24 protein-coding genes are annotated in these 24,063 nt (G+C 71.5%); 15 read left to right on the forward strand and 9 right to left on the reverse strand.

What is annotated here, in order from left to right; genetic code table 11:
• Positions 1 to 17: 17 nt before the first annotated feature.
• The 6 genes from ACFWFZ_RS09725 (at position 18) to ACFWFZ_RS09750 (ending at position 4,629) form a co-directional block, all read left to right on the forward strand.
• On the forward strand, positions 18 to 530 hold the full coding sequence (locus ACFWFZ_RS09725) for a DinB family protein (protein WP_387119121.1): 513 nt from the start codon (positions 18 to 20) through the stop codon (positions 528 to 530).
• Positions 531 to 566: 36 nt separating this feature from the next.
• On the forward strand, positions 567 to 1,181 hold the full coding sequence (locus tag ACFWFZ_RS09730; RefSeq protein WP_387119124.1) for a PadR family transcriptional regulator: 615 nt from the start codon (positions 567 to 569) through the stop codon (positions 1,179 to 1,181).
• Positions 1,182 to 1,258: 77 nt separating this feature from the next.
• Positions 1,259 to 2,185: an ATP-binding cassette domain-containing protein gene (locus ACFWFZ_RS09735; RefSeq protein WP_387119127.1), complete on the forward strand. Its 927-nt coding sequence runs from the start codon at positions 1,259 to 1,261 to the stop codon at positions 2,183 to 2,185.
• Entirely contained in the window at positions 2,182 to 2,964 is a 783-nt protein-coding gene (locus ACFWFZ_RS09740) for an ABC transporter permease (protein ID WP_387119130.1), read from the forward strand. Before ACFWFZ_RS09735 ends, ACFWFZ_RS09740 begins: the two co-directional genes overlap by 4 nt.
• A 76-nt stretch (positions 2,965 to 3,040) precedes the next feature.
• On the forward strand, positions 3,041 to 3,799 hold the full coding sequence (locus tag ACFWFZ_RS09745; RefSeq protein ID WP_387119133.1) for a MerR family transcriptional regulator: 759 nt from the start codon (positions 3,041 to 3,043) through the stop codon (positions 3,797 to 3,799).
• A gap of 119 nt (positions 3,800 to 3,918) precedes the next feature.
• Positions 3,919 to 4,629, forward strand: coding sequence for a DedA family protein (locus tag ACFWFZ_RS09750; RefSeq protein WP_387119136.1), 711 nt, complete (start codon positions 3,919 to 3,921; stop codon positions 4,627 to 4,629).
• Between the two features lie 101 nt (positions 4,630 to 4,730).
• Here the strand turns inward: ACFWFZ_RS09750 and ACFWFZ_RS09755 are convergent, their stop codons facing one another.
• Positions 4,731 to 6,377, reverse strand: a complete 1,647-nt coding sequence (locus tag ACFWFZ_RS09755; RefSeq protein ID WP_387119138.1) for a threonine/serine exporter ThrE family protein — start codon at positions 6,375 to 6,377, stop codon at positions 4,731 to 4,733.
• A 183-nt stretch (positions 6,378 to 6,560) separates the two neighbouring features.
• Complete coding sequence (locus tag ACFWFZ_RS09760) at positions 6,561 to 7,055, reverse strand: inorganic diphosphatase (RefSeq protein ID WP_008742522.1); 495 nt, start codon at positions 7,053 to 7,055, stop codon at positions 6,561 to 6,563.
• A 163-nt stretch (positions 7,056 to 7,218) separates the two neighbouring features.
• Here ACFWFZ_RS09760 and dacB point away from each other — a divergent pair, with 163 nt between their 5' ends.
• The 6 genes from dacB to folE all read left to right on the forward strand — a co-directional run bounded on the left by dacB (position 7,219) and on the right by folE (position 14,814).
• Positions 7,219 to 8,667, forward strand: a complete 1,449-nt coding sequence (dacB, locus tag ACFWFZ_RS09765; RefSeq protein WP_387119141.1) for a D-alanyl-D-alanine carboxypeptidase/D-alanyl-D-alanine-endopeptidase — start codon at positions 7,219 to 7,221, stop codon at positions 8,665 to 8,667.
• Between the two features lie 38 nt (positions 8,668 to 8,705).
• A complete protein-coding gene (locus tag ACFWFZ_RS09770) occupies positions 8,706 to 9,857 on the forward strand; it encodes a zinc-dependent metalloprotease (protein ID WP_387119144.1) in 1,152 nt (383 codons plus the stop codon).
• A gap of 310 nt (positions 9,858 to 10,167) precedes the next feature.
• A complete protein-coding gene (gene tilS / locus ACFWFZ_RS09775) occupies positions 10,168 to 11,247 on the forward strand; it encodes a tRNA lysidine(34) synthetase TilS (RefSeq protein WP_387119147.1) in 1,080 nt (359 codons plus the stop codon).
• A gap of 65 nt (positions 11,248 to 11,312) precedes the next feature.
• Positions 11,313 to 11,873, forward strand: a complete 561-nt coding sequence (gene hpt, locus ACFWFZ_RS09780) for a hypoxanthine phosphoribosyltransferase (RefSeq protein ID WP_030010907.1) — start codon at positions 11,313 to 11,315, stop codon at positions 11,871 to 11,873.
• A 202-nt stretch (positions 11,874 to 12,075) separates the two neighbouring features.
• Positions 12,076 to 14,100 (forward strand): ATP-dependent zinc metalloprotease FtsH, encoded by a 2,025-nt coding sequence (gene ftsH / locus ACFWFZ_RS09785; RefSeq protein ID WP_387119150.1) that lies wholly within the window; start codon positions 12,076 to 12,078, stop codon positions 14,098 to 14,100.
• Between the two features lie 105 nt (positions 14,101 to 14,205).
• Positions 14,206 to 14,814: a GTP cyclohydrolase I FolE gene (folE, locus tag ACFWFZ_RS09790; RefSeq protein ID WP_387119153.1), complete on the forward strand. Its 609-nt coding sequence runs from the start codon at positions 14,206 to 14,208 to the stop codon at positions 14,812 to 14,814.
• A gap of 257 nt (positions 14,815 to 15,071) precedes the next feature.
• Here folE and ACFWFZ_RS09795 read toward each other — a convergent pair whose 3' ends face one another.
• The 6 genes from ACFWFZ_RS09795 to ACFWFZ_RS09820 form a co-directional block, all read right to left on the reverse strand.
• Positions 15,072 to 15,560 carry a DUF3180 domain-containing protein gene (locus ACFWFZ_RS09795; protein WP_387119156.1) on the reverse strand — a complete coding sequence of 163 codons (489 nt, stop codon included), beginning with the start codon at positions 15,558 to 15,560 and terminating at the stop codon, positions 15,072 to 15,074.
• 48 nt (positions 15,561 to 15,608) lie between these two features.
• Positions 15,609 to 16,217 carry a 2-amino-4-hydroxy-6-hydroxymethyldihydropteridine diphosphokinase gene (gene folK / locus ACFWFZ_RS09800; protein ID WP_387119159.1) on the reverse strand — a complete coding sequence of 203 codons (609 nt, stop codon included), beginning with the start codon at positions 16,215 to 16,217 and terminating at the stop codon, positions 15,609 to 15,611.
• Positions 16,214 to 16,573, reverse strand: a complete 360-nt coding sequence (folB, locus tag ACFWFZ_RS09805) for a dihydroneopterin aldolase (protein ID WP_030032394.1) — start codon at positions 16,571 to 16,573, stop codon at positions 16,214 to 16,216. The genes folK and folB overlap by 4 nt, the downstream gene beginning before the upstream one ends.
• A 131-nt stretch (positions 16,574 to 16,704) precedes the next feature.
• Positions 16,705 to 17,148 carry a nuclear transport factor 2 family protein gene (locus tag ACFWFZ_RS09810; RefSeq protein WP_387119162.1) on the reverse strand — a complete coding sequence of 148 codons (444 nt, stop codon included), beginning with the start codon at positions 17,146 to 17,148 and terminating at the stop codon, positions 16,705 to 16,707.
• A 25-nt stretch (positions 17,149 to 17,173) separates the two neighbouring features.
• Positions 17,174 to 18,046, reverse strand: a complete 873-nt coding sequence (gene folP / locus ACFWFZ_RS09815) for a dihydropteroate synthase (protein WP_387119165.1) — start codon at positions 18,044 to 18,046, stop codon at positions 17,174 to 17,176.
• Between the two features lie 333 nt (positions 18,047 to 18,379).
• Positions 18,380 to 20,230: a phosphatidylglycerol lysyltransferase domain-containing protein gene (locus ACFWFZ_RS09820; protein WP_387119169.1), complete on the reverse strand. Its 1,851-nt coding sequence runs from the start codon at positions 20,228 to 20,230 to the stop codon at positions 18,380 to 18,382.
• 152 nt (positions 20,231 to 20,382) lie between these two features.
• Between ACFWFZ_RS09820 and ACFWFZ_RS09825 the strand changes: the two genes are divergently transcribed.
• The gene (locus ACFWFZ_RS09825; RefSeq protein ID WP_387119172.1) at positions 20,383 to 21,492 is read left to right on the forward strand and encodes an alpha/beta hydrolase; all 1,110 of its coding nucleotides are present in this window, start codon (positions 20,383 to 20,385) and stop codon (positions 21,490 to 21,492) included.
• A 57-nt stretch (positions 21,493 to 21,549) separates the two neighbouring features.
• Here the strand turns inward: ACFWFZ_RS09825 and ACFWFZ_RS09830 are convergent, their stop codons facing one another.
• Complete coding sequence (locus ACFWFZ_RS09830; protein WP_387119175.1) at positions 21,550 to 22,512, reverse strand: ABC transporter ATP-binding protein; 963 nt, start codon at positions 22,510 to 22,512, stop codon at positions 21,550 to 21,552.
• A gap of 149 nt (positions 22,513 to 22,661) precedes the next feature.
• Between ACFWFZ_RS09830 and ACFWFZ_RS09835 the strand changes: the two genes are divergently transcribed.
• Positions 22,662 to 23,360 carry an ABC transporter permease gene (locus ACFWFZ_RS09835; protein ID WP_387119178.1) on the forward strand — a complete coding sequence of 233 codons (699 nt, stop codon included), beginning with the start codon at positions 22,662 to 22,664 and terminating at the stop codon, positions 23,358 to 23,360.
• Positions 23,361 to 23,364: 4 nt separating this feature from the next.
• Positions 23,365 to 24,036, forward strand: a complete 672-nt coding sequence (locus ACFWFZ_RS09840) for an ABC transporter permease (protein ID WP_387119181.1) — start codon at positions 23,365 to 23,367, stop codon at positions 24,034 to 24,036.
• Positions 24,037 to 24,063: the final 27 nt, after the last annotated feature.

Raw genomic sequence — 24,063 nt, forward strand, 5'->3', positions numbered from 1 at the left:
GCAGAGGCGGTCCGGTCATGGCCCAGATTTCCACCGAGGTCCTCGGCGACGAGCGCGGCACGCTCCTCGCCTTCGTCGAGTCCCAGCGCGCGGCGATCCGCGAGACCCTTCTCGGACTCGACGAGGAGCAGGCGGCGAGCCGCCCCAGCGTCAGCGAGCTCAGCCTGTCCGGAATCCTCAAGCACGTGGCCGAGTGTGAGCTGAGCTGGTTGCGCATGGCCCAGCAGCGGCCGAACGAGCTCCAGCGCACCGAGGAGAACTACAGCGAGGCCTTCCGGCTCGTGGACGGCGAGTCCGTGGCCTCCGTCCTGGCCTTCTGGGACGGGATCCGGCAGGAGACGGAGGCCTTCGTCGCCTCCGTGCCGAGCCTGGACGCCACCTTCCCGCTGCCGCCCGCGCCCTGGTTCCCGCAGGACGGCAAGGTCTCGATCCGCTGGATGCTGCTGCACCTGGTGGAGGAGTTCGCCCGGCACGCGGGCCACGCCGACATCGTCCGCGAGTCCCTCGACGGCACCAAGGCGACGGGCTAGGCGAGGGGCCGGACGGCCGGGGCTTAGCCTGGCCCCATGTCAGCGATCCGGCTTCTTGTCCTCGGCGCGGTCCGCCAGCACGGGCGGGCCCACGGGTACCAGGTGCGCAACGACCTGGAGTACTGGGGCGCCCACGAGTGGTCGAACACCAAGCCGGGATCGATCTACCACGCGCTGAAGCAGATGGCGAAGCAGGGCGTCCTGCTCGCGCACGAGGTGGCGCCGAGCGCGGCGGGCGGACCGCCGCGCACCGAGTACGAGGTGACGGACGCCGGCCGCGAGGAGTACTTCAGGCTGCTGCGCGAGGCGCTCGCGGCGTACGACCAGAAGACGGACGTGCTGTCGGCGGCGATCGGCTTCATGGTCGACCTGCCGCGGGACGAGGTGCTGGCGCTGCTGCGGGAGCGGCTGGCGAAGCTGGCGGGCTGGCGGTCGTCGGTGACCGACTACTACACGCCCGAGGGCGGCCCGGAGGCGCTGGGCCACATCGGCGAGATCATGCACAGGTGGGTCCACTCCGCCGACGCCGAGGCGGAGTGGACGCGCGGGCTGATCGCCCGGATCGAGGGCGGCGCGTACTCCTTCGCGGGCGAGGGCGGGGAGCCCTTCGTGGGGGTACTGGCCGAGGGCCAGGAGAACCCCTACGCCTAATCAAGTTTGACTAGCTCGCGAGCGGGCACTACTTTTGCGGATCCTGGTATTCAAATTTGACTAGTGAGGAGTGGACTTTGGCGATCTCCGTCCAAGGCGTCCACAAGCGCTACGGCGACAAGCAGGCCCTGGCCGGGCTCGACCTGGAGGTGGCTCGCGGCACCGTGCACGCCGTGCTCGGCCCCAACGGCGCCGGCAAGACCACGGCCGTGCGGATCATGAGCACCCTGCTCCGGCACGACGAGGGGACGGTCCGGGTGGCGGGCCACGACGTGGCCGCCGACCCGGCGGCCGTGCGCTCCCGCATCGGCCTCCTCGGCCAGCACGCGGCGCTCGACGAGGAACTGGCCGGGCGGCAGAACCTGGAGATGTTCGGCCGCCTCCACCACCTGGGCGCGCGCCGGGCCGGGCGGCGCGCCGACGAACTGCTGGAGCGCTTCGGCCTCGCGGACACCGGCCGCAAGGCGGTGAAGCAGTACAGCGGCGGCATGCGGCGCCGGCTCGACCTCGCCGCCTCCCTGATCACGGACCCGCAGGTGCTGTTCCTGGACGAGCCGACCACCGGCCTCGACCCGCGCGGGCGCGCCGAGGTGTGGAGCGCCGTCCGCTCCCTGGTGGGCGGCGGTACGACCGTCCTGCTCACCACGCAGTACCTGGAGGAGGCCGACCAACTGGCCGATCGCATCGCCCTCGTCGACGGCGGCCGGGTCGCGGCCGAGGGCACGGCCGACGAACTGAAGGCCCTGGTCGGCGCGGACCGGATCGTCGTGGTCCTGCGGGACGCGGCCCGGCTGGCGCAGGCGGCGCGGCTGCTGCCCGATCCTGCCGTCGACCCCGACACCCTGACTCTGAGCTTCCCGGTCCAGGACCGGATGGCGGGCCTGGCCCGGACCCTGCGGACGCTGGAGGAGGCGGGCGTCGAGGCGGTCGACCTCGCCGTCCGGCGCCCCACGCTGGACGAGGTGTTCCTGCACCTGACCGACCGCGAGGAGGTGGCCGCATGAGCGCGGTCTGGGTGGTCTCGGACTCCTGGACGATGACCCGGCGCGAGCTGGCGCACTGGGCGCGGCAGCCGGTCCAGATGGTCGTCGGGCTGGTCTTCCCCGTGATGATGCTGCTGATGTTCGGCTTCCTGGTGGGCGGCGGGCGAGGGATCGACGGCGAGTACGTCGAGTTCCTCGTCCCGGGGATGCTCGCCCTGACCATGGCCTTCGGGCTGGAGGCCACCCTGACGGCCGTCACCCAGGACCTGAACAAGGGGGTGATCGACCGCTTCCGCGCCATGCCGATGTCCTCCTCGGCGGTCCTGGTGGGCCGAAGCGCCGCCGACATGCTCCAGTCGGCGGTGGGCCTGCTGGTCCTGGCCGCGGTCGGGCTGCTGCTCGGCTGGCGCTGGCACGGCGGCGCGGCGGCCGCGCTGCTCGCCTTCGGGCTGCTCCTGCTGCTGCGCTTCGCGATGCTGTGGATCGGGATCTGGCTCGCCATGGTCGCGGGCCGGCCGGAGCTGGTCCAGGCGGTGCAGATCCTGGTGTGGCCGGTGGGCTTCCTGTCCAACGCGTTCGCCACGCCGGAGTCGATGCCGGGCTGGCTGGGCGTGGTGGTGGAATGGAACCCGCTCTCGGCGACGGCCACCGCCGTCCGCGACCTGTTCGGCAACCCGGCCGCGGCGCCCCCGTCGTGGGCCGCCGACCACGCGGCCCTGCTGGCGGTCGCCTGGCCGCTGGTGCTGCTCGCGGTCTTCTTCCCGCTGGCGGTGGGCCGCTACCGGGCACTGAGCAGGTAGCCCGCGAAAGGGACTTGCACCTCACGCGGCGTGAGGAACCACAGTGAGGGACGTACCCGAGCAGAGGAGGGAAGAGATGGGCTACTCCGTGGGCCAGGTCGCCGGTTTCGCCGGGGTCACGGTGCGCACCCTGCACCACTACGACGAGATCGGGCTGCTCTCCCCGGGCGGCCGCAGCCACGCGGGACACCGGCGGTACGACGACGCCGACCTGGACCGGCTGCAGCGGATCCTGTTCCACCGGGAGCTCGGCTTCCCCCTCGAAGAGGTCGCGGTCCTGCTGGACGACCCGCAGGCGGATCCACAGGAGCATCTGCGCCGGCAGCATGCCCTGCTGACCGACCGGATCGCCCGGCTCCAGCAGATGGCCAAGGCCGTTGAGCACGCCATGGAGGCGAAGAAGATGGGCATCAACCTCACGCCCGAGGAGAAGTTCGAGGTCTTCGGTGACGCGGACCCCGAGAGGTACGCGCAGGAGGTCGAGGAGCGCTGGGGAGACACCGAGGCGTACGCCGAGTCCCAGCGCCGCGCGGCCTCGTACACGAAGGACGACTGGCAGCGGATCCAGGACGAGTCCGCCGAGTGGGGCCGCCGGTACGCCGCGGCCATGGAGGCTGGTGAACCCGCCGACGGCGAGGCCGCGATGGACCTGGCCGAGGAACACCGCCTGCACATCCACACGTGGTTCTACGACTGCCCGTACGAGATGCACACGTGCCTCGGTGAGATGTACGTGGCGGACGAGCGCTTCACGGCGTTCTACGACGCGGTGAAGCCGGGCATGGCCGCACACCTGAGGGACGCGATCCTGGCGAACGGTGTGCGCAAGGCGTAAGCGGAACGTCACACCCGCGACCCCCGCCGGTACCTGGAACCGGGCGGGGGTCGTGTGCGTTGATAATTGAAACCGCCCCCATCGCTGCCTTCCCCCGATTCCAGGAGAGTCCGGAACCCGTGTATACGCTTGCGCTCGGCCCTGAGTGGCTGTCCCCGGACTACCTGATCTCGCACTTCGGTCTGATCGGCATCCTGGTCATCGTCTTCGCCGAGTCGGGTCTTTTCGCCTTCCTGCCCGGCGACTCCCTGCTCTTCACCGCGGGCCTGCTGGTCGCGGACGGGCAGTACATCAAGCAGCCGCTGTGGCTGGTCTGCACCCTGATCGTCGCCGCGGCGATCATCGGCGACCAGGTCGGCTACATGATCGGCAAGTACTTCGGGCCGAAGCTCTTCAACCGGCCCAACTCCAAGCTCTTCAAGCGGGAGAACCTGGACAAGGCGCACGAGTTCATGGACAAGCACGGCCCCAAGGCCATCGTGCTCGCCCGCTTCGTGCCGATCATCCGCACCTTCGCCCCGATGGTCGCGGGCGCCGGCACGATGAAGTACCGCACCTTCCTGACCTACAACATCATCGGCGGCATCGGCTGGGGCGCGGGCGTCACCGTCGCGGGCTACTGGCTCGGCCAGATCGAGTTCATCAAGACGAACATCGAGCCGATCCTCGTCGGCATCGTCCTCATCTCCGTCATCCCGGTCGTCTTCGAGGTCCTGAAGGCCCGCAAGGAGAACAAGGCGAACGCCGCCCAGGCCCCGGACGCGGCCGCCGTCGTCGACGGCACCGGCCCGCAGTCCCCGGGCCCGCGCGGCCGCCACGCCAAGCGCTGAGACCACGCGTCGTCGAACGGGCCGCACGCCCGCCCCGCCGGGGGCAGGGGGTGCGGCCCGTTCCGCATGCCGGGGCCGGTGTGCGGGCCGTCGGCGGGCCCTCAGTAGCCGCGGGTCCGCTTCGCCGCCGCGCGGCCCTTGACGGCGCTCGCCGCCCCGGGGATGCGCATGAACAGCCGGGAGGTCTCCGACCCCAGGTTGACCCCGATCGCGATGGCCAGCGCGATGGCCGCGGCGTTCACCAGGGAGCCCAGCCCCTCGTTGAGCCGGTCCTCGGCGATCAGCAGCAGCCCGTAGTACGTCGCCGAGCCGGGCAGCAGCGGCCCGATCGCGGCGGTGACGTACGGCAGGGCGGAGGCGAAGCGGTAGCGGGAGAAGAGCTGCCCGAAGAGCCCCACCAGCCCGGCCGCGATGCACGTGGACGGCACGGGCGGGATCCCGCCCGCGTAGTGCAGCGCCCCGAACGTCACCCACGCCACCCCGCCGTTGAGGGTCACGATCCACACGGTGGAGCGTTCCTGCTGGAGCAGGATCGCGAAGGTGAAGACGAGCACCATCGACGCCGCGATCTGCACCAGCGGCCGCTGGGTGATCTGGAGGACCTCCTCCGGCTTGGGCGAGGCGCCCAGCTGGAGCCCGAGATAGAGCACGACCAGCACGCCCATGATGATGCCGATGAAGAGGTACATGACCTCCAGGAGCCGGGCGGCGGCGGTGATGTAGAAGCCGGTCAGGCCGTCCTGCACGGCCGCGACCAGGGCCCGTCCCGGCAGCAGCGCGAACAGCCCGCCGGTGATCACGGCGGAGGCCTTGATGTTCTCGATCTCGGCGAGCTTGAGCGCCACCCCGAAGGCGGCCGGCGGCATCGCCGCGGCCACGAACTGGTAGAACTCCGGCAGTCCGCGCCCGGCGCACAGCCACGCGAGCCGGTCGCCGAGGACGGCGCCGAGCGCCGCCGCGAAGAAGACCAGCACCCCGCCGCCGACCAGGGTCGAGGCGGCCCCGGCGAGGAGCCCGGCGGCCGCCGTGAGCACCCACGTGGGGTACGGGTGCCGGTTGCGCCGGATCTCGGCGAGGCGCCGGTAGGCCTCCTCCAGCGAGATGTCGGTCTCGGGCGAGCTGATGTCCGCCACCAGCCGGAACACGGCCGCCAGACGGGTGTAGTCGGTGCCCCGGCGGCGCACGGTCCGGCTGGCCGAGACCGGGTGGTCGACCAGCGACGGCTGGTGCGTGATCGACAGCATGGTGAAGGTGACGGTCGGCTCGCAGCGGTCCAGCCCGTAGGAGCGGGCCACGGCGAACATCGCCGCCTCCACGTCCTCGGAGCCCTCGCCGCCCGACAGCAGCAGCTCCCCGATGCGCAGCGTCAGGTCGAGCACGCGGCCCACGGCCGGCCCCGCCTCGCTCGGCCGCTGCACGAGGTCCGGAACGGGGCGCACGTCGACCGGCATGCGCAGCATCGTGCGCATGCGGTCCTGCCAGGGCGACTCCTTCATCTGGGCGACGGGGAAGCCCTGGCCCGGGGTGTAGGCGGGCGGGGAATGCGCGGCGCTGTAGGTGGCCGGCGCGGCGAAGGCCGACCCCTCCGGCTCGGGCTGTGCCGGCTCCGCCCCCGGCGGGCGCACGAACTCCGAGGTGGGCTGGTCGTCGTCGGGGACCTCCGGTCCCGTGCCGGGAGGCGGCGTGAAGGCGCTGTGCGCTTCGTCGGACCGGGGCTTGCTGTCCTCCGCCCCGTCGGCCTCCGCCACGCGTCCTCCCGTTCGTGATCACCCGGAGTACCAGTATGCGGAACCGTTTCCTCCCCGTCGAAACCTGGTTCCCCGCCGAACACGACGGCGGGCGGCACCCCCCCAGGGGGATGCCGCCCGCCGTGTCACCGTCGCGCGGGCCCGGGGGAGACCCCCGGCCCGTCACCGCCGCCGAGCCTGAGCTCAGTGGTGGCCGCCCTGCGCCTCCAGGCGCTTGTACGAGGCCTCGATCTCGGCCTCGGCCTCGGTGCGGCCGACCCAGTTCGCGCCCTCGACGGACTTGCCCGGCTCCAGGTCCTTGTAGACCTCGAAGAAGTGCTGGATCTCCAGGCGGTCGAACTCGGACACGTGGTGGATGTCGCGCAGGTGCTCCACACGCGGGTCGGAGGCCGGCACGCACAGCAGCTTGTCGTCGCCGCCCGCCTCGTCCGTCATGCGGAACATGCCGATGGCGCGGCACTTGATCAGGCAGCCCGGGAAGGTCGGCTCGTCAAGGATGACCAGCGCGTCCAGCGGGTCGCCGTCCTCGCCGAGGGTGTTCTCGACGAAGCCGTAGTCGGCCGGGTAGCTGGTCGAGGTGAAGAGGCGACGGTCCAGACGGATCCGGCCGGTCTCGTGGTCCACCTCGTACTTGTTCCGCGAACCCTTGGGGATCTCGATGGTGACGTCGAACTCCACGTCCTGCTCCTCCATGATCAGCTTCATTGCTTCGAGACGGCATTGATTCAACTGCGTGCGCGTCCGGCCCAGCCCTGTCGGGTGGGGTGCCATGCTCGCGGCAAGACGCAGTGGTTAAGTGTCCCTCACGCATATGTGTGATCGCGAAAGGGGCTGGTCCGAGGTGCCATTGGTCAAGACGTGGCAGCTCACCGCGGGTGCGGCCGTCGCCGGCCTCGCCCTGTCGGTGGCAGCGGTGGCCGCCGCCGGTCCATGGGACTCCGGCCAGCGTAAGGCCGAGCGGGACGCGGCCGCCTCCTGGGGCCGCACGGGTGGCGCAGATCACGGTGGCGCGGCCGGCGCCGGCGCCGGCTCCCTCCCCCAGGCCGCGCCCAGCGCCCCGGGAGTACTGGGCGCCGTCGGTCCCGGCGAACCGCGGGGGCAGGCCGCCGCCGCCGGACCCGCCGACGCGCTGGCCGCCCGGCTGGGGCCGCTGCTGGCCGACCCGGCGCTCGGCACCGTCCGTACCGCCTCCGTGGTGGACGCCGCCACCGGGCAGGTGCTCTACGAGTCCGGGGCGCGCGAGCCGATGACCCCCGCCTCCACCGTCAAGATCGCCACCGCGGCGGCCGTGCTCGCCGCGCTCGGGCCCGAGCACCGGATCAGGACCACCGTCGTGCCCGGCGCCACCCCGGGACAGGTCGTCCTGGTCGGCGGCGGCGACCCCTCCCTCACCGCGAAGAAGAAGAGCCCCGCCGGATCCGGCGGCAGCCTCGTCGCCCTGGCCGCGGACGCCGCCCAGGCCCTCAAGGCCGCCGGCACCGACACGGTGACCCTGGGGTACGACGACAGCCTCTACACCGGGCCCGTCCGGCACCCGATCGGCGTCAATCCCAACATCGCCCCCGTGACCGCCCTGGCGGCCGACGAGGGCCGCCCCGACGACTCCACCTCCGGACCCGTGGACCGCGTCGACGACCCCGCCAAGGCCGCCGCCCGCGCCTTCGCCACCCTGCTGTCGGAGCGCGGCATCAAGGTCACCGCGGAACCCGTCCGGGCCAAGGCCGCCGCCGGCGCCCAGCCACTGGCCGTCACCCAGTCCACCCCCGTGGCCGGGCTCGTCGAACGGATGCTGACCAACAGCGACAACGACATCGCCGAGGCCCTCGCCCGCCAGACCGCCCTCGCCTCCGGGCAGCCTGCCAGCTTCGAGGGCGCCGAGAGGGCCGTCACCGCCAGGCTCGCCGGCCTCGGCATCGACACGGCCGGCTCCCGCTTCGCCGACGGCAGCGGCCTGAACCGCGCCGACAAGGTCAGCGCCGGCCTGCTGACCGGCCTGCTCGCCAAGGCCGCAGACCCCCGCCACCCCGAGCTGCGGCCCGTCCTCACCGGGCTCCCCGTCGCCGGCTTCACCGGCACCCTGCGCGCCCGCAACGCGGGCAGCTCGCCGGCCGCCGGCCTGGTCCGCGCCAAGACCGGCACCCTCACCGGAGTGAACTCCCTGTCCGGCACCGTCGTCGACTCCACGGGCAGGCTCCTCGCCTTCGCCTTCCTCACGGCGGGCAGCCCCGGCCCCGAGGGCGCCGAGAAGGGCCTCGACAAGCTGGCCGCCGCCGTCGCGGCCGCTCCGTAGGGGGTCCGCCGGAGGGCTCGCCCACGTACGGTTGACGCATGACGAGCATCAGTGGTGCGGAGATGGTCGACTGGAACCTCGCGGTGGCGACGGCGACCCGGCTGGTGCGACCCGGCCCGGAGGTCACCCGGGACGAGGCGCGGGCCGTCGTCGCCGAACTGCGCGGGCACGCCAGGACCTCGGAACGGCACGTACGCGAGTACACCCGGATGATCCCGGACGGCGGCGCCGTCCCCGACACCCCCGTCCTGGTCGTCGACCGGGCCGGCTGGGTCAAGGCCAACGTCGCCGGATTCCGGGAGCTGCTCACGCCGCTCCTCGGCAAGATGCAGGAGCGCCGCGCCGGCGCCCCCGGCGGAGCGGTCCTCAGCGCGGTCGGCGGCAAGGTCACCGGCGTCGAGCTGGGCATGCTGCTGAGCTTCCTGGCCTCCAGGGTCCTGGGCCAGTACGAGACCTTCGCGCCCGTCTCCCGCGACCTGCCGGCCTCCGCTGCGGGCGGCCGGCTGCTGCTCGTCGCCCCGAACATCGTCCACGTCGAGCGCGAGCTGGAGGTGGCCCCGCACGACTTCCGGCTGTGGGTCTGCCTGCACGAGGAGACGCACCGTACCCAGTTCACGGCCGTCCCATGGCTGCGCGCCCACCTCGAAGGCGAAATCCAGACGTTCCTCGGCGCCACCGAAATCGACCCGATGACCGTCCTGGAACGCATCCGGGAGGCCGTCCAGTCCTTCGCCGGCGCCCGCCCGGACGCCGAGGAGGCAGACGAGGGCCGCTCCCTCGTCGAGCTCGTGCAGACCCCCGAGCAGCGCGAGATCCTGGCCCGCCTCACCGCCGTGATGTCCCTGCTGGAGGGACACGCCGACTTCGTCATGGACGGCGTCGGACCCCAGGTGGTGCCGTCGGTCGCCGAGATCCGGGAGAAGTTCCAGCAGCGCCGCGCCAGCGGGGCGGGCCGCCTCGACGTCGCCCTGCGCAAGCTGCTCGGCCTCGACGCCAAGCTGCGCCAGTACCGCGACGGCGAGCGCTTCGTGCGCGCCGTCGTCGGCCAGGTCGGCATGGAGGGCTTCAACCGGGTCTGGACCTCCCCGAACACGCTGCCCACCAAGGCGGAGATCGACCGGCCCGCGGACTGGGTGGCCCGGGTCCACGGCAAGGGGAGCGAGGGGAGCGGAGAGGCCGGGGAGGGGTGACCTCCGTGGAGCACGGGCCCGCCCCGCACCGCCGGGGCGGGCCCGTGCCGCCCAGCCGCTTCCCTCGCGTTCACCCGCGCCACACGTGACGGAGAGGCCTAAACATGTCTCACTGGGGGAAGCAGCATCACCCGTCCGAGGGACCGTGAGCCGTATAAGGGCGTGCGATGCTCGGGGAACGGCTCGGTTCTGTCACCATCGACGCACTCTGAGTGACATCCTCCCGTTCCGCGGGGGCAGCCGGGCAAGCACCCCCAGCACACCACCCGAAGCCTCCGAGGCATCCGAACTCCATCGAAGGGCACCGGACATGGGTCCCCATCCTGCGGTCGCGGCGATACGCCTGGCGGTCCGCCGCGTACTCCACGACGTCCTCACCGAGCTCACCGACCGCCCCCGGACCCCGTCCGGAGCCTTCCCCTGCGCCGACTCTCGCACCGGCGCGGACACCCCGCCACTCGTGCTCGTCGCCTGCTCCGGCGGCGCCGACTCCATGGCCCTCGCCTCCGCCCTCGCCTTCGAGGCCCCCAAACTCGGCATCCGGGCCGGCGGCATCACCGTCGACCACGGACTGCAGGACGGCTCCGACCAGCGCGCTGCCGAGGTCGTCACCCGCATGACCGCCCTCGGCCTCGACCCGGTGGAGTCCGTCGCCGTGCGCGTCGGCCGTGACGGCGGCCCCGAGGCCGCCGCCCGCGACGCCCGCTACGGCGCCCTGGACGAGGCGGCCGACCGCCTCGGCGCCGCCGCCGTGCTGCTCGGCCACACCCGGGACGATCAAGCGGAAACCGTCCTGCTGGGCCTCGCCCGCGGATCCGGCATCCGCTCGCTGTCCGGCATGCCCGAGGTCTCCGGCGGCCCCGGCGGCCCCGGACGCCCCGGCCGCGGCCACCGCTACCGCCGCCCCTTCCTCCAGGTCGACCGGCAGACCGCCCGCAAGGCGTGCATGGTCCAGTCCCTGGCCGTCTGGGACGACCCGCACAACATGGACCCGGCCTACACCCGCTCCCGCCTGCGCCACGAGGGACTGCCCGCCCTGGAGAAGGCGCTCGGGAAGGGCGTCGTCGAGGCCCTCGCCCGCACCGCCCAGCTCTCCCGCGACGACGCCGACGCCCTGGACGCCTGGGCCGCCGAGGCGGAGGGCGGCGTACGCGACGAGGACGGCCGCCTGGAGTGCGCCAAGCTGTACGCCCTGCCCCCGGCCGTCCGCCGCCGGGTGCTGCGCAGGGCCGTCGTCGCCGCCGGCTCCCCCGCGGGCTCCCTCTTCGCCCGCCACATCGAGGAAGTCGACCGCCTCATCACCGGATGGCGCGGCCAGGGAGCCATCAACCTGCCCGGCAGGGTGGAGGCCCAGCGGCAGGGTGGCAGACTTGTCATCCGGCAGGGCTGATTGGTGCTGAAACACGGCTGAGCCCTCCGGGGGACACCCCGGAGCCCCGGCCGACAACGAAAGTGATGCGGGTGGACGAGAAGGACATGGGCAACGACCTCCAGTCGGTGCTCATCACCAAGGAAGAGATCGACGCGAAGCTGGCCGAGCTGGCCGCGAAGATCGACGCGGAGTACGCGGGCAAGGACCTGCTCATCGTCGGCGTGCTCAAGGGCGCCGTCATGGTGATGGCGGACCTGGCGCGCGCCTTGTCCACCCCGCTCACCATGGACTGGATGGCGGTGTCCTCGTACGGCGCCGGGACCCAGTCCTCCGGTGTGGTGCGGATCCTCAAGGACCTGGACACCGACATCAAGGACAAGCACGTCCTGATCGTCGAGGACATCATCGACTCCGGTCTGACGCTGTCCTGGCTGCTGTCGAACCTCGGCTCCCGCCAGCCGGCCTCCCTGGAGGTCGTCACGCTGCTGCGCAAGCCGGAGGCCGCGAAGGTCGCGATCGACGTGAAGTGGGTCGGCTTCGACATCCCCAACGAGTTCGTCGTGGGCTACGGCCTCGACTACGCGGAGAAGTACCGCAACCTGCCGTTCGTCGGCACGCTCGCCCCGCACGTCTACGGCGGCTGACCCCGCCCCGCCCCGGGAATCCCCGGCGCCGCCGGGGAACCTGGGGGCGATTCCCGCCGTTGGAGCAGGGGAAGGCGGGTCTGTCAGCCGTCCCACGGGCCGCGGGTGACAATTCAGGGGTACATTCCGAAGAACAGTCTTTACTCACACAGCAGCATTTACCTACGGGCAGGAGGGACGGGGCGCCTGGCGCCCCGTATGGATGGACGTGAAGCGATACTTCCGTGGGCCGGTCATGTGGATCGTGCTGGCCGTCCTCGCCGTGGTCGTGTTGATGAATGTCGTCGGCTCCGGCGGCGGCTACAAGTCGGTGGACACCAGCGAGGTCATCAAGGCGATCAACACTGGCCAGGTGGAGACAGCCAAGCTGACCACCGGCGACAGCCAGATGATCAAGATTGAGCTCAAGCAAGGCGAGAAGCTCGGCAAGCACGACGGCACCAAGTTCCAGGCCAACTACATCGGGGATCAGGGCGTCCAGCTCGCCCAGAGCCTCCAGACCAAGTACGACGCCGGTCAGATCCCGGACGGATACTCCGTCACCCCGGACAAGACCAGCCCGTTCCTGAGCGTGCTGCTCTCGCTCCTGCCCTTCGTCCTCATCGTCCTCGTCTTCCTGTTCCTGATGAACCAGATGCAGGGCGGCGGCTCCCGGGTCATGAACTTCGGGAAGTCCAAGGCCAAGCTCATCACCAAGGACACCCCGAAGACGACGTTCGCCGACGTCGCGGGTTCGGACGAGGCCGTCGAGGAACTCCACGAGATCAAGGAGTTCCTCCAGGAGCCGGCGAAGTTCCAGGCGGTCGGCGCCAAGATCCCCAAGGGCGTGCTGCTCTACGGCCCGCCCGGCACCGGAAAGACCCTGCTCGCGCGCGCCGTCGCGGGCGAGGCCGGTGTCCCCTTCTACTCGATCTCCGGTTCCGACTTCGTCGAGATGTTCGTCGGTGTCGGTGCCTCGCGTGTCCGCGACCTGTTCGAACAGGCCAAGGCCAACGCGCCGGCGATCGTCTTCGTCGACGAGATCGACGCCGTCGGCCGGCACCGCGGTGCGGGCCTCGGCGGCGGCCACGACGAGCGTGAGCAGACCCTCAACCAGCTGCTCGTCGAGATGGACGGCTTCGACGTGAAGGGCGGCGTCATCCTGATCGCCGCCACGAACCGCCCCGACATCCTCGACCCGGCGCTGCTGCGCCCGGGCCGCTTCGACCGGCAGATCGCGGTCGACCGTCCCGACATGCAGGGCCGTCTGGAGATCCTCAAGGTCCACCAGAAGGGCAAGCCGGTCGCCCCGGACGTCGACCTGGGCGCCGTCGCCCGCCGCACGCCCGGCTTCACCGGTGCCGATCTCTCCAACGTCCTGAACGAGGCCGCGCTGCTCACGGCCCGCTCGGACAAGAAGCTGATCGACAACCACTCGCTGGACGAGGCGATCGACCGCGTCGTGGCGGGTCCGCAGAAGCGGACCCGGATCATGTCGGACCGGGAGAAGAAGATCACCGCGTACCACGAGGGCGGACACGCCCTGGTCGCGGCGGCCTCCCCGAACTCCGACCCGGTCCACAAGATCACGATCCTGTCCCGCGGCCGGGCCCTGGGCTACACCATGGTCCTGCCCGACGAGGACAAGTACTCGACCACGCGCAACGAGATGCTCGACCAGCTGGCGTACATGCTGGGCGGGCGCGCGGCCGAGGAGCTGGTCTTCCACGACCCGACCACGGGCGCGGCGAACGACATCGAGAAGGCCACCGCCACGGCGCGGGCCATGGTCACGCAGTACGGCATGACCGAGCGTCTCGGTGCGATCAAGTTCGGCGGCGACAACACCGAGCCGTTCCTGGGCCGCGAGATGTCGCACCCGCGGGACTACTCGGAAGAGGTTGCGGCGCTGGTCGACGAAGAGGTCAAGAAGCTCATCGAGACCGCGCACAACGAGGCCTGGGAGATCCTCGTCGAGAACCGTGACGTCCTCGACAACCTGGTCCTCGCGCTGCTGGAGAAGGAGACGCTGGGCAAGGAGGAGATCGCCGAGATCTTCTCGACCATCGTCAAGCGTCCGGCCCGCCCCGCGTGGACCGGCTCCTCCCGCCGCACCCCCTCCACCCGCCCGCCGGTGCTCTCCCCCAAGGAGCTGCAGCTGACGAACGCGGCGAACGGCTCGGCCTCCGTCGCGCCGGTCTCCACGGAGAAGGGCATCGAGGTGGCTCCGGAGGACCGCCCCGAGTAACGGCGGAGCCGACCCACCCGGAATGGAAGCCGCGCCCCCCAGGTTCTAGCCTGGGGGGCGCGGCACATTTGTACGACCGCGTGTGCGGACAGGAACGAGGAAGAGATGACCGACCCAGTGACCCTGACCGGTGACGAGGGCACGATCGGCGAGTTCGACGAGAAGCGCGCCGAGGCGGCGATCCGAGAGCTCCTGATCGCGGTCGGCGAGGACCCGGACCGCGAAGGCCTCCTGGAGACCCCGGCACGCGTGGCGCGCGCCTACCGGGAGATATTCGCCGGCCTGTACCAGAAGCCGGAAGAGGTCCTGACCACGACGTTCGACCTGGGCCACGACGAGATGGTCCTCGTGAAGGACATTGAGGTCATGAGCTCATGTGAACACCATCTGGTCCCCTTCCACGGCGTCGCCCACGTGGGCTACATCCCGTCCACCGACGGCAAGATCACCGGTCTGTCGAAGCTGGCCCGCCTCGTGGACGTGTTCGCCCGCCGCCCCCAGGTGCAGGAGCGCCTGACCACGCAGATCGCGGACTCCCTGATGGAGATCCTGGACCCGCGCGGGGTCATCGTGGTCATCGAGTGCGAGCACATGTGCATGACCATGCGCGGGGTCCGCAAGCCCGGCGCGAAGACCATCACCTCGGCGGTTCGCGGCCAGCTCCGCGACCCCGCCACCCGCAACGAGGCGATGTCCCTGATCATGGCCCGCTAGGTCCTGTCTGGAGTTCCGGCGCGGGAGAAGGGGCGGCGTCTGGTGCCGTCGGATCCAAGGCGGGGGAGGGAGTCGACGCGGAGCGTCGGCGACTGACGACAACGCCGGAAGCGGCGGTGCCGGACGCCGCAACGCCGCGGGGGAACTCCAGACAGGACCTAGGGTCCTGGGTCCTGGTGCCGTCGGTGCTGCCCGCACAAGCGAGGGTCCCCTGCGTGATGTCACGGAGGGGACCATCGCTTGTGCCGGTGTCCCGGTCAGGCGCGGGCGGGGGCCTGCGGGGTGGGGTCCTCGTCCTCGGGGAGTTTCAGCACGCGCTCCAGGAAGAGGGCGGCGGCGATGACCGCGATGCCCGCGAGGACCGAGAAGCCGGCGTACCAGGCCTGCTCGCGCCGCGCGGGGACGTCGAGGGCGTCCGTCAGCAGGAAGACGCCCACACCGCCGTACATGCCCGCCACCAGCGCGGCCACCAGAGCACTGGCCTGCCCGAAGACCACCGCGCGGGCCGCCATCAGCGGCTCCACGCCCTTCGCGCCCGGCCGGCGCTCCCGCTGGGCCTTGAGCCGGGCCTTCAGCGACAGCGCCGTGGCCAGCAGCACCGCCGCGATGGCCCCCAGGACGATCGGTGCGGCCAGCGGAACGCCCGGGAGGGTGCCGTACGCGTTCCACAGCCGGGCACCGGACCAGGACAGGACCCCGGCGACCACGAAGATGCCCGCCAGGATCCCCGGCCTCAGTTGCTTCACTTGCCCGTCCCCACTTTCAGCGAGTAGCCGTGAACAGGCTACTAACGACTACTCGGGGAGGTGGAGTTCCAGGTCGGGGCGCGGCGTGACGCCGCTCAGGCCGATTCCGGCCAGGAGGGCGGACACCGGGCCGCGGCCCGGGAGCTGGGCCTCCGGGTCGATGTCGTGCCAGGGCGCCAGCACGAAGGCACGCTGGTGGGCGCGCGGGTGCGGGAGGGTGAGGACCGGGTCGTCGCAGACGCGGTCGGCGTACGCGACGATGTCGACGTCGATCGTGCGCGGGCCCCAGCGCTCGTCGCGGACGCGGTCGAACGCCTCCTCGATGGCGTGCCCGCGCTCCAGCAGAGAGGACGGGGGCAGGGTGGTCTTCACCGCGATGACCGCGTTGAGGTACGAGGGCTGCGTGCCGGGCTCGACGCCCCACGGCTCGGTCTCGTAGACGGGGGAGACGGCCTTGACCCGCAGGCCGGGGGTGTCGCCGAGGGCGTCGACGGCGCCCTGGAGGGTCTCCAGGCGGTTGCCGAGGTTCGCGCCGAGCGCGATGACGGCCCATTTCGGGTTGGACAGGGTCACGTCCGCCGCGTCGACCGTCTCGACGACGGAGGCGGGTACCGGCTGGACGGTGGGGTCGCTCTGAGCGTTCAGTCCGTTGTTCATGCGCGGCTCCGGGTGATCGTGATGGTCACGTCGTCGAAGGGGACGGTGATGGGCGCGTCCGGCTTGTGGACGACGACCTCCACCTGCGCCACCGCTTCGTGCTTCAGGCACTGCTGGGCGATCCGCTCGGCCAGGGTCTCGATCAGGTCGACGGGCTCGCCCTGGACCACGGCGACGACCTCCTCGGCGACCACCCCGTAGTGCACGGTCTTCGCCAGGTCGTCTCCGGCCGCCGCGGGGCGGGTGTCGAGGTGCAGCACGAGGTCCACGATGAAGGTCTGGCCTTCCTCGCGTTCCCGGGGGAAGACGCCGTGGTGCCCGCGAGCCTTGAGGCCGCGCAGCGCGACACGATCCACGCGAATCACTCCTGCTTTCGTAGGTGCTTGCGGCCTCGGGGCTCCCCGCGGCCATGGGCCTGCGCCGAGTGCGGTCGGCGTCGTCCGACTTCGAATTTACCTGCGAAACAGTCCGGTCCCCGCCGTAGGGGTCAGGAGGCGGTGTCCTCGTCGTCCTCGTCGGACTCCGTGAGCACGGGAGAACCGTGGTGGGACCACAGGCGCCAGCCGCCGGATGTGCGTCGGAACACATTCGTGGCGACGACCAGCTGGCCGACGAGCGGGCCGAGCTCTCCGCCGTCCTCGGCGGGGCCGCCGCTGAGGATGTTCTCCGTGCACGTCACCAGTGCCGTGTCGCCTATGACGGCCACCTTGGTGTCGGTGAGGAAGAACTGGATGTACTCGGTGTGGGACATGATCAGCGCGTACGAGCGCAGTACCTCGCCGCGGCCGGAGAGCACCGGCCAGCCGGGGTGCACGCAGGAGATCTCGTCCTCCAGCCAGAGCGCCGACAGAGCGTCGAAGTCCCCCCGCTCCATTGCCTCGTAGAAGGCCGTGTTGACCTCTTCGACCGCTTCGATGTCGGTTCTGCTCACGGGGCTCCTTGTCGGTCGATGAGGATCAAAGGGCCCCTTCCACGGCACGGGCCACCCGAACCGCATCGGCGGTCGCCCGTACCTCGTGGACCCGTACGGCCCAGGCACCCTGGTGGGCGGCGAGCGCGGAGACGGCGGCCGTGGCGGCGTCGCGTTCGCGGGCCGGCGGCGGCGGGGCGTCCGCCCCGCCGGCCAGGACCCGGCCGAGGAAGCGCTTGCGCGAGGCGGCGACCAGCAGCGGGAAGCCGAGGGCGCGCAGGTCCGCCATGTGCGCGACCAGTGCCAGGTCGTGCTCGGCGTTCTTGGCGAAGCCGAGGCCGGGGTCGACCAGGAGCCGCTCGGGGGCGATGCCGCCGGCGACGACCGCGTCGATCCGGGCCCGCAGCTCGGAGGTGACCTCGGCCACGACGTCGTCGTAGACGGCGAGGCTGTTCATGTCGGCGCTGAAGCCGCGCCAGTGCATCACCACGAAGGGCACCTCGGCCGCGGCGACCGCCGGGATCATGCCGGGGTCGGCGAGACCGCCGCTGACGTCGTTGACCAGCGCGGCGCCGGCGTCGACGGCCCGGGCGGCGACGGCCGCGCGCATCGTGTCGACGGAGACGGTGACACCCTCGGAGGCCAGTCCGCGCACGACGGGAACGACGCGGCGCAGCTCCTCCGCCTCGTCGACGCGGGAGGCGCCGGGGCGGGTGGACTCGCCGCCGACGTCGACGAGGTCGGCGCCCTGGGCGACGAGGTCGAGCCCGCGCTTGACGGCGGCGGTGGTGTCGAACCAGCGGCCGCCGTCGGAGAAGGAGTCGGGGGTCACGTTGACGACGCCCATGACCGCGCAGCGGTCCCATTCCGGCAGACCTGCGACCCGGCCCCGGCCGGTGGCTCCGCGCTTGATGTTCATGGCTCCAGGGTAGGGCTGCCCGGTCTGTCCCAGCCTGCCCGGGCTCTGCCCGGCCCGCCTCCGGCCCGCCCGGGGCCGCCGCCCCAGGGCCCGCGGCCGGGACCGGGCACGGAGAAGGCCCGGACAGGGGCTGCCTGCCGGGCCTTCGGGGTGTCGCGGGGCGATGAGGGGGAGAGTGCTGTGACCGCCAAGGTTCACCGGGTCACGGTGCCCGGCACGGCACCTCGCCGCGTTGTCGGACCACGCACGTACGTCCAGTACGAGCCGTGGCCCTCCGCCTTGCGATGCACCGCGCCGAACACCGCGACCCGGCAAACCTCTCCGGCCACAGCACTACGCGGCCTGGACCTCGCGCTCCGGCTGCTTGGAGACGGGCGCCATCAGGTTGTGGGTGCAGGTACGGACCGGCTTGGGACGGCGGCGGCTCGCGAAGAGCCGCGGCAGGGCCAGCGTGACGAAGCCCTCGGCCTGCATCGCGGCGAAGCCGATGCGGGGCAGGTCGCGGGTGGTGCGGAAGACCACGAAGCGAGGCTCCCAGCGCGGGCGGAACTTCGCGTTGAACTTGTACAGCGACTCGATCTGGAACCAGCGGGAGAGGAAGACCAGCAGGTTGCGCCACATCCGTAGGACGGGGCCGGCGCCGATCTTCTCGCCGCGGGCCAGCGCCGAGCGGAACATCGCGAAGTTCAGCGAGACCCGCTCGATGCCCAGGGACGGGGCGGCCTCCAGAGAGGCGACGATCAGCAGCTCGTTCATGCCCGGGTCGGCGCCGCGGTCGCGGCGCATCAGCTCCAGCGACATGCCGTCCGTGCCCCACGGCACGAAGTGCTGGATGGCCTTCAGGTCGCCGAAGGGGCTGGCGTCGTCCTCCTCCACGCGGTGCGCGGTGGCGATGAAGCAGTCGCCGTCGCCCGGGTCGCCGACCCGGCCCAGCGCCATCGAGAAGCCGCGCTCGGTGTCGGTGCCGCGCCAGGCCTCGGCTGCGCCGCGGACCTGCTCCAGCTCCTGCGCGGTCAGCTCGCTGACCCGGCGGACCTTGGTGGTGTAGCCGTTGCGCTCGATGCGCTTCACCATCTGGCGGACATTGCGCATGGCGCGGCCCGAGAGGGAGAAGTCTTTGACATCGACAATCGCCTCGTCACCCAGCTCCAGGGCGTCCAGGCCGGTCTCGCGGGTCCAGACCTCGCCACCGGTCTCGCTGCAGCCCATCACGGCCGGGGTCCAGGAGTGGGCCTTGGCCTCCTCCATGAACCGCTCGATCGCGCCGGGCCACGCCTCGACGTCGCCGATGGGGTCGCCGGAGGCGAGCATCACGCCGGAGACGACGCGGTAGGTGACGGCGGCCTTGCCGCTGGGGGAGAAGACGACGGCCTTGTCGCGGCGCAGCGCGAAGTGGCCGAGGGAGTCGCGGCCGCCGTGCCTGGCGAGCAGCTCGCGCAGCCTGCCCTCGTCGTCGGCGGTGAGCTGGGCGGCCGGGTGCTCGGGGCGGAAGGCCAGGTAGATCGTGGTCAGCGCGGTCAGCATGCCGAGGGCGCCGAGGGAGTAGCCGACGGTCCAGGACACCCGGCCGGCGTAGTCGACGGGGCCCTCGAAGCCGAAGAGCCCGTAGACGACGTGGGTGATCTGCTCGTACAGGCCCGGGTTGCCGACGACCTTGCCCGGGTGGACGTTGACGATGACCAGGCCCAGGCCGATGGAGCCGGCGCTCATCAGGACGAAGTTCGCGAGCGCCTTCCAGCGGCTGCGCGGGTCGGGCAGCGCCTTGAACTCGCCCTGGTGGCGCAGGAGCAGCGCGAGGAGCACCGCCGCGATGACCACGCCGGTGATCGAGTGGCGGTACGCGAACTGCGCGGCGGCGCCCGCGGGCAGCAGGACGACGGCGGCCCGCCAGGCGCGCCGCTTGTGCCGCTTGAGGCCGTGGGCGAGCAGCAGGAGCAGTACGCCCGCGCTGATGGAGAGGGCGGCCGCGAACGGGCCGAAGGAGCCTGGCAGCACCTCGGTGACCGCGTGGATCCGGCTGTGCCGGAAACGCGGGAAGACCCCCGCCGCGATGTCCAGAAGGCCGACGATCATGACGGCCGTACCTACCAGGCCGGGCACCGACTCCGGCTGTGGGCCTCGGAGGATTCGGCGGACCCTGCTCGGAACCTGTCCCGACTTATCGCCATCTATCCTGCTAGACATCGCTTCCCGTTGCTCCGCGAGAGATCAAGTGGTCGAAGGCCGCGACAGCCTCCGGTGTGTGGTGCGTCCCTTAGGACGACATCGACGGACAGCGGGTTCACTCTTCCGTCGGAAATTTCCAGTCCTGCCATCAGAAAGTCGACTGACTGCTCATGGGTCTCACCAGTAATACGGTCCTGGCGCTGGCCGTCCTCGCCGGTGTGCTGCTGTTCGCGGCCACCATCTGGTTCTGGCCGAAGCTCTCGGGCCGCACCTGGCGTGCCTTCGCCGGCCGCATCGGGCTCCTGCTGGCGACCCAGCTGGCGCTGTTCTCGGCGGTGGGTCTCGCGGCCAACAAGTCGTTCCTGTTCTACGGTTCCTGGGCCGACCTGTTCGGCCAGGAGACCTCGATGGGCAAGGTCGTCGACCACTCGATGAGCAGCAAGGACATCAAGGTCGTCGACAAGCAGAAGCTGGACGTCCCCGGCGGTGCCAAGCCCCAGGTGGGCGGTCAGATCCTGAAGGTTGCCATATCCGGGCAGAAGTCGAAGATCACCAGCCCCGGCTACGTGTGGCTCCCGCCGGAGTACTTCCAGCCGCAGCACAAGGACGAGACCTTCCCGGCGTCCATCGTCCTGACGGGCTACCCGGGCACCGCCGAGAACCTCATCAAGGGGCTCGACTACCCGATGAAGGCCTTCAGCCTGTCCAAGGCGGGCAAGATGAAGCCGATGATCCTGGTCATGCTGCGCCCGACCGTGGCGCCGCCGCGGGACACCGAGTGCGTCGACGTACCCGGCGGCCCGCAGACCGAGACCTTCTTCGGGGTGGACCTCCCGCAGGCCGTCCAGGACACCTTCCGGGTCGGCAAGAAGCCCGAGAACATGGGCTTCATCGGCAATTCCACGGGCGGTTACTGCGCCCTGAAGATCGCCGCGCACTACCCGCAGACCTTCGGTGCCGCCGCGGGTCTGTCCGCGTACTACGACGCTCCGGACGACCCGACGACCGGTGACCTGTTCCACGGGGACGAGAAGCTGAAGAAGCGCGCGGACATCCTGCACGTCATGGAGAACAAGAAGCCGGCCGGTACGTCCTTCCTCGTCACCAGCAGCGAGAAGGGCGAGCCGAACCTCGCGGACACCAGGAAGTTCATCAAGAAGGTGCAGGGCCCGGACCGGGTCTCCTCCATCATCCTCGACAGCGGTGGCCACAACTTCAACACGTGGCGCCGGGAGATCCCGCCGATGCTGATGTGGATGAGCGGCCGCATCCAGGCCTGACGGCCGGGCGGTACGGCAGCGGAGCCAAGGGCCCGGCCTTTCAGGTCGGGCCCTTTCTCATGCCTCCTGCAACTCGGCCCGGCGCAGCGCCCGGTGGACGTCCTGCGGGGTGAGTACGCCGGCCAGCTCGCCGGTGTCGGGGTCCGTGACGCCGATGCGCCCCGAGTCCTCCTGGAGCAGTGCGGCGAGCGCCTCGCGCAGCGTCGCGCCCAGCCGGACCGACGCCGCCGGCGCCTCCCCGTCCGCGGGTGCCAGGTCGGCGGCCCCGACCGTGGTGACCGCGAGCCGCTTGAGGCCCCGGTCGGCGCCGACGAAGGAGGCCACGTACGGGGTGGCGGGCGCTGCGAGCACCTCCGCCGGGCGGGCGAACTGCTCGATGGTGCCCGTCCCGTAGACGGCGATGCGGTCGCCGAGCCGGATCGCCTCCTCCAGGTCGTGGGTGACCAGCAGGATCGTCTTGCGCACGGTCTTCTGCAGGGTCAGGAACTCGTTCTGGAGCCGCTCGCGGACCACCGGGTCCACCGCGCCGAAGGGCTCGTCCATCAGCAGCACCGGCGGATCGGCGGCGAGCGCGCGCGCCACGCCGACGCGCTGGCGCTGCCCGCCCGACAGCTGCTCCGGGTACCGGCCGCCGTACACGGACGGGTCCAGCCCGACCAGTTCGAGGAGCTCGGCGGCCCGGGCGCGGGCCGCGGCCCTGGGGGTGCCGATCAGCTGCGGCACGGTCGCGGTGTTCTCCAGCACGGTCTTGTGCGGGAAGAGCCCGACCTGCTGGATGACGTACCCGATCCGGCGGCGCAGCTCGACCGGGTCGGCGGCCGCGATGTCCTCGCCGCCCAGCAGGATCCGGCCGGACGTCGGGTCGATGAGGCGGTTGACCATCTTCATGGTGGTCGTCTTGCCGCAGCCGGACGGTCCGACCAGCGTGACCAGCTCTCCTTCCGCCACCTCGAAGGACAGGTCCTCGACGGCCGTCGTCCCGTCGGGGTAGCGCTTGGTCACATGCTCGAATCGGATCACGGAGCCATCTTTCCCCACGGGCGGCGTACGCGGGTGAAGGGCGTGTTGCCCTCTGCGAAAGATTCCGGCCATCGGGAGCCGCGGGGGTTAGGGTCGTCCAAGACCGCGCGATCGAGCATACGTACGTTTCATGACGGGGGGTGAGGTACATGCCGGCACGGAACTGCCTGGTGGCGAACGACTGGATCTGCTGGGACTACGTCACCTCCCGCTCGCAGGAGCTCACCGACGCCACCGTCGAACACGTGTGGATCACCGGTGCGTCCGTACTGATCGGCCTGGCCGTGTCCGTACCGCTGGCCCTGCTGGCCCGCCGCGGCCGGCACTGGGCGGCGCCCGTGCTCACCTTCACCACCCTGCTCTACACCGTCCCCTCGCTGGCCATGTTCTCCCTGCTGCTGCCCGTCTTCGGGCTGTCGGCGGCGCTGGTCGTGACCGGCCTGGTGCTGTACTCGCTGACCATCCTGGTCCGCAACGCACTGGCCGGCCTGGAGGCCGTGCCCGAGGAGGTGCGGGAGGCCGCGCGCGGCATGGGCTACGGCCCCGGGCGGCTGCTGTGGCAGGTGGAACTGCCGCTCGCGCTGCCCGCGCTGCTCGCCGGCGTACGGATCGCCACGGTCTCGACGATCGCCCTGACCACGGTCGGCTCCATCGTCGGCAAGGGCGGCCTCGGCAACCTCATCGCCCCGGCGGTGAACAGCTCCTTCAAGGCGCAGGTGCTCACCGCCTCGGTGCTGTGCGTGCTGCTCGCGCTCGTCGCGGACCTCCTGCTGCTCGGCCTGCAGCGGCTGCTCACGCCGTGGACCCGGGCCGGCGCCCGCCCGGCCGCCCCGGTGAAGGGGGCCTGACGGCATGGGCGGTGTGGTGGGAGGTGCCTGGGACTGGCTCGCGGACGGCGCCAACTGGGCCGGGGAGAACGGCGTCTGGCACCGGCTCGGCGAGCATGTCTACGTCAGCGGGATCGCGCTGGCGGCGGCCTGTGCGATCGCGCTGCCCCTCGGCCTGTACCTCGGCCACCTCGGCCGGGGCGGCACCCTCGCGGTCAACGTCTCCAACGCCGGCCGGGCGGTCCCGGTCTTCGCGGTGCTGGCGCTCTTCATGGTCTCCCCGCTGCGCAACGCGGGGTATCTGCCGACCGTCGCCGCCCTCGTGCTGTTCGCCGTCCCGCCCCTGCTGACGAACGCGTACGTCGGCATGCGCGAGGTGGACCGCTCGGTGGTGGAGGCCGCCCGCGGGATGGGCATGTCCGGCGGGCAGCTCTTCTGGCGGGTGGAACTGCCCCTCGCGCGCGGCCTGGTGATGACCGGGCTGCGGTCCGGCGCCGTGCAGGTCGTCGCCACGGCCACGATCGCCGCGATGGTCGGCCAGGGCGGCCTGGGCCGGATCATCACCGCCGGTTTCAACACCTACAACACCCCGCAGGTCGTCGCCGGAGCGCTGCTCGTGGCCGCCCTGGCCCTGCTGGTGGAGGGCGTGCTGGTGGCGGCGGACCGGCTGCTGCCCCGGACCGGCGCCCACCGCTGATTCCCGTCCCCCCATCCCTTCACTTCC

The organism is Streptomyces sp. NPDC060232, assembly GCF_042726555.1.
GTDB lineage: Bacteria > Actinomycetota > Actinomycetes > Streptomycetales > Streptomycetaceae > Streptomyces.

Bases quoted from the DNA above. Each gene is read 5' to 3' on its own strand.
- folE (WP_387119153.1), top strand. From the start codon at position 14,206: ATGACCGACCCAGTGACCCTGACCGGTGACGAGGGCACGATCGGCGAG.
- ACFWFZ_RS09835 (WP_387119178.1), top strand. From the start codon at position 22,662: ATGCCGGCACGGAACTGCCTGGTGGCGAACGACTGGATCTGCTGGGAC.
- folK (WP_387119159.1), bottom strand. From the start codon at position 16,217: ATGAACAACGGACTGAACGCTCAGAGCGACCCCACCGTCCAGCCGGTA.
- hpt (WP_030010907.1), top strand. From the start codon at position 11,313: ATGCGGGTGGACGAGAAGGACATGGGCAACGACCTCCAGTCGGTGCTC.
- ACFWFZ_RS09770 (WP_387119144.1), top strand. From the start codon at position 8,706: ATGACGAGCATCAGTGGTGCGGAGATGGTCGACTGGAACCTCGCGGTG.
- folP (WP_387119165.1), bottom strand. From the start codon at position 18,046: ATGAACATCAAGCGCGGAGCCACCGGCCGGGGCCGGGTCGCAGGTCTG.
- ACFWFZ_RS09820 (WP_387119169.1), bottom strand. From the start codon at position 20,230: ATGTCTAGCAGGATAGATGGCGATAAGTCGGGACAGGTTCCGAGCAGG.
- tilS (WP_387119147.1), top strand. From the start codon at position 10,168: ATGGGTCCCCATCCTGCGGTCGCGGCGATACGCCTGGCGGTCCGCCGC.
- ACFWFZ_RS09730 (WP_387119124.1), top strand. From the start codon at position 567: ATGTCAGCGATCCGGCTTCTTGTCCTCGGCGCGGTCCGCCAGCACGGG.
- ACFWFZ_RS09825 (WP_387119172.1), top strand. From the start codon at position 20,383: ATGGGTCTCACCAGTAATACGGTCCTGGCGCTGGCCGTCCTCGCCGGT.
- ACFWFZ_RS09745 (WP_387119133.1), top strand. From the start codon at position 3,041: ATGGGCTACTCCGTGGGCCAGGTCGCCGGTTTCGCCGGGGTCACGGTG.
- ACFWFZ_RS09725 (WP_387119121.1), top strand. From the start codon at position 18: ATGGCCCAGATTTCCACCGAGGTCCTCGGCGACGAGCGCGGCACGCTC.
- ACFWFZ_RS09840 (WP_387119181.1), top strand. From the start codon at position 23,365: ATGGGCGGTGTGGTGGGAGGTGCCTGGGACTGGCTCGCGGACGGCGCC.
- ACFWFZ_RS09740 (WP_387119130.1), top strand. From the start codon at position 2,182: ATGAGCGCGGTCTGGGTGGTCTCGGACTCCTGGACGATGACCCGGCGC.
- ftsH (WP_387119150.1), top strand. From the start codon at position 12,076: ATGGACGTGAAGCGATACTTCCGTGGGCCGGTCATGTGGATCGTGCTG.